1 protein-coding gene is annotated in these 203 nt (G+C 35.5%); it reads right to left on the reverse strand.

Going from position 1 to position 203, the window contains the following annotated elements; genetic code table 11:
• On the reverse strand, positions 1-203 hold a 203-nt coding region (locus AAC147_RS11645; RefSeq protein ID WP_047686664.1), incomplete at both ends, for an SDR family oxidoreductase.

The following is a 203-nucleotide window of genomic DNA, read 5'->3' on the forward strand; positions in this document are numbered from 1 at the left end:
TCTTCTTTTATTTTTTTATCGGATGTGTGGCTTAATAGCTCAGTTTCGACTGCACCAGGCGCAATTATTGTGACTCTTATATTGTGCTTTGAAAGTTCTTCTCTTAAATTCTCGCTCATGCCATGTACAGCAAATTTTGTACCAACATAAACGGTATGATTAGGAAAATTTTTACGTCCGGCTACTGAGCTGATATTTATTAT

The sequence above is a fragment of the Xenorhabdus sp. NBAII XenSa04 genome (genome assembly GCF_963866145.1).
Classification (GTDB): domain Bacteria; phylum Pseudomonadota; class Gammaproteobacteria; order Enterobacterales; family Enterobacteriaceae; genus Xenorhabdus; species Xenorhabdus indica.